This is a genomic window from Methylibium sp., from assembly GCF_013817365.1.
Lineage (GTDB): Bacteria > Pseudomonadota > Gammaproteobacteria > Burkholderiales > Burkholderiaceae_C > Methylibium.
The window spans coordinates 1-2,863 of the sequence record NZ_JACDCU010000495.1 but is presented as its reverse complement, the minus strand read 5'-3'; the positions used below and the strand labels follow the sequence as shown (position 1 = coordinate 2,863).

3 protein-coding genes are annotated in these 2,863 nt (G+C 67.1%); 2 read left to right on the top strand and 1 reads right to left on the bottom strand.

The annotated features are described in order from the left end of the window. Positions 1 to 176: 176 nt before the first annotated feature. Complete coding sequence (locus H0W38_RS20345) at positions 177 to 446, bottom strand: GlsB/YeaQ/YmgE family stress response membrane protein (RefSeq protein ID WP_292443760.1); 270 nt, start codon at positions 444 to 446, stop codon at positions 177 to 179. A gap of 365 nt (positions 447 to 811) precedes the next feature. Between H0W38_RS20345 and H0W38_RS20340 the strand changes: the two genes are divergently transcribed. Further along, entirely contained in the window at positions 812 to 2,218 is a 1,407-nt protein-coding gene (locus H0W38_RS20340) for a sigma-54 dependent transcriptional regulator (RefSeq protein ID WP_292457600.1), read from the top strand. 424 nt (positions 2,219 to 2,642) lie between these two features. Beyond that, the coding region (locus H0W38_RS20335) for a DUF4331 family protein (RefSeq protein WP_292457598.1) at positions 2,643 to 2,863 on the top strand (221 nt) is incomplete at its 3' end.

Genomic DNA, 2,863 nt, shown 5'->3' with positions numbered 1-2,863 from the left:
GGTAGACGAACCCGGCGAATTGGACGAAGTGGGGAAAGGCGTTTGGGTGGTGGCCATTGGGAATCTCCTGATATGTTGGGTATTTGCGGGCGAGACCGGCCGTGCCGGCCCGCCCTGGATGCGAAGTCAACAGTAAGTCTTGCCGCAAGCCTTGCGGCTGGCGGCCTGAGCGCGTTCTAGCGTGCGCTGCCGCGGCGGAACAGGTTGACGATGGCCAGCAGGATCACCGCACCGATCAGCGACACCAGCAATGCGCCGATGCTGAACGCGCCGTCGTTGATGGAGGGCAAACCGAGCAGCGGCGAGATGAGCCAGCCGCCCAGAGCCGCACCGACGATACCCACGACGACATTGAGGAACATGCCTTGTTGCCCGTCCGTGCGCATGATCATGCTGGCAACCCAGCCGATGATGCCGCCGACGATCAGCCAGACGATGAGGTTGATCATGTTGAGCTCCTTGAGTTGAGTTTGATCGGGAGTCGCACCGCCAATCGGCACGCTCCGCAGCGACCCAGAGGCAAATACTGTGCCGACGGTCGTTTCCCTTGCAAGCCGCCCCGGCCATTACAGCCGGCGCAGCGCCCCGCAGATCGTGCGCGGCGCGCGGCTTTGTGGGCGGCGGCGCGAACTCCATGCCCACCCCCGTTTTGCGCTCGTTGCAGCAACGAGGCGCTTCGCGCGCTATCCTTGCCGAGTGCCGGTGCGCCTGCGCGTGCTGGCCGGACCGCGATTGCGCCACTCCCCGCTGTACCCATTTGCCGATGCGGCAGGCGAGGTGCTCCTCGCTCGCCGCTCCCGAGGAAAAAGACTTGAGTCATGCCCTGATCGTCGAAGACGAGCCCGACGCGGCCGAAATGATGGCCGCGCTGATCGCCACCGAGGATTTCACGGTGGCGACCGCCAACACGCTGCGCGACGCGCGGCGCCAGATCGCCCTGCAGCAGCCCGACATCGTGCTGCTCGACCTGCAGTTGCCCGACGGCAGCGGCATGGAGCTGTTCGAAGACGCCGAGCTCATCGCCCACTCCGAGGTGGTGCTGATCACCGGCCACGCCAGCCTGGAAACCTCGATCCAGGCGCTGCGCCTGGGTGCCGCCGACTACCTCATCAAGCCGGTCAACATCAAGCAGCTGCAGGGCATCTTGTCGCGCGTGATGCGGCCCTCGGCCCTCAAGGCCGAGCTGCAGACGCTCACGAAAGAGTGGGAAAAGACGGGCCACTTCGGCCAGCTCTGGGGCCGCTCGGCGCCGATGCAGCGCATCTACGAACAGGTGGCGCGCGTGGCCGGCACCGCGGTGTCGGTGTTCATCACCGGCGAAAGCGGCACGGGCAAGGAGGTCGTGGCGCAGACGGTGCACGATCTGAGCCGGCGCCGCAAGCGTCCCTTCCTCGCGGTCAATTGCGGGGCAATCTCCCCGAACCTGATCGAAAGCGAGATCTTCGGCCACGAGAAGGGCAGCTTCACGGGCGCGGAGCGCCAGCACCAGGGCTTCTTCGAGCGCGCCCACGGCGGCACGCTCTTCCTCGACGAGATCACGGAGATGCCGCTCGACCTGCAGGTCAAGCTGCTGCGCGTGCTCGAGACCGGCACCTTCATGCGCGTGGGCTCCACGACGAGCCAGCAGTCCGACGTACGCATCATCGCCGCCACCAACCGCCTGCCCGACCAGGCGGTGGCCTCGGGCAAGCTGCGCGAAGACCTGATGTACCGGCTGAACGTGTTCCCGATCGACATGCCGCCGCTGCGGGACCGCGGCGAGGACGTCGGCCTGCTGGCCGAGCACTTCCTTCACGACGTGTGCCAGCGCGAAGGCCAGAACAAACGCTTCACGCCGGCCGCGCTGCAGCGCCTGTCGCGCTACCGCTGGCCGGGCAACGTGCGCGAACTGCGCAACGTGGTGCAGCGCGCCTACGTCATGGCCGCGGCCGAGACCATCACCGACGAATGGCTGCCCAACGAGTCGGTGGGCGCCGGCAGCAACGGCGGCGCGGCGCAGGACATCGGCGGCGCGGCATCTATCAGGCTGCCGCTCGGCACCTCGATGGCCGCGGCGGAACGGCTCCTGATCCTGGCGACGCTGGCGCACTTCAACAACCACAAGGAGCGCACCGCGGCCGTGCTCGGCGTGAGCCTGAAGACGCTGTACAACCGGCTCAAGGAATACGCCAGCGAAGACGAGTCCCTGGCCAGCAACGAGGCGACGCCGGAGCGCTGAGGTCTTACTCCCCCTCCCAAAGGGCAAGGGAGTAATGCAGCCGCATACCGCGCTATTACGGCGGTAAATCTGCCGGCAGCAACTGCCGGTAACGGCGCCGGCACGGCAGTAGTGACGTGCCGGCGTTCTTGCGTCCGCCGGGCAGGGCAGCGGCGATTTCGCCGTTCGCCCGGCCCGCCTGCTGCGCCCTGCAACAAGCCGGTGATCCAAAAGTAAAACGGCTGACCACCGCTGCAACAGCTCCCCCTCATTCGGGGGGCGAGCCCCTAGAACGGCGCCTCGCTTGCCCTTCTAGCAAGCCGAAACCCCAGACGTCTTGCCGATCGACGCTTCGCAGTCTGCTGCGAGCGGCAACGCAGGCTGGGTTCGAAGCTGCCTGCGCCGCGCGCAGCGTGTCCGACCGACTCACCTTCTGGAGACCTCCATGCCCTCTCACGTTCCTGCCCGCCGATCCGGCCGACTCGCATTGACCGCCACAGCGCTCGCGCTGGCCGCCATCGGCACCAGCGCCCTGGCCTCGAGCCACCGCGAAGCGCCCTTCCTCGCCATGAGCGGCCGCGCCGTTGACGGCACCGACCTCTACATGTTCCGCAGCTACGAGCCCGGCCGTCAGGACTACGTGACGGTGATCGCCGACTACATCCC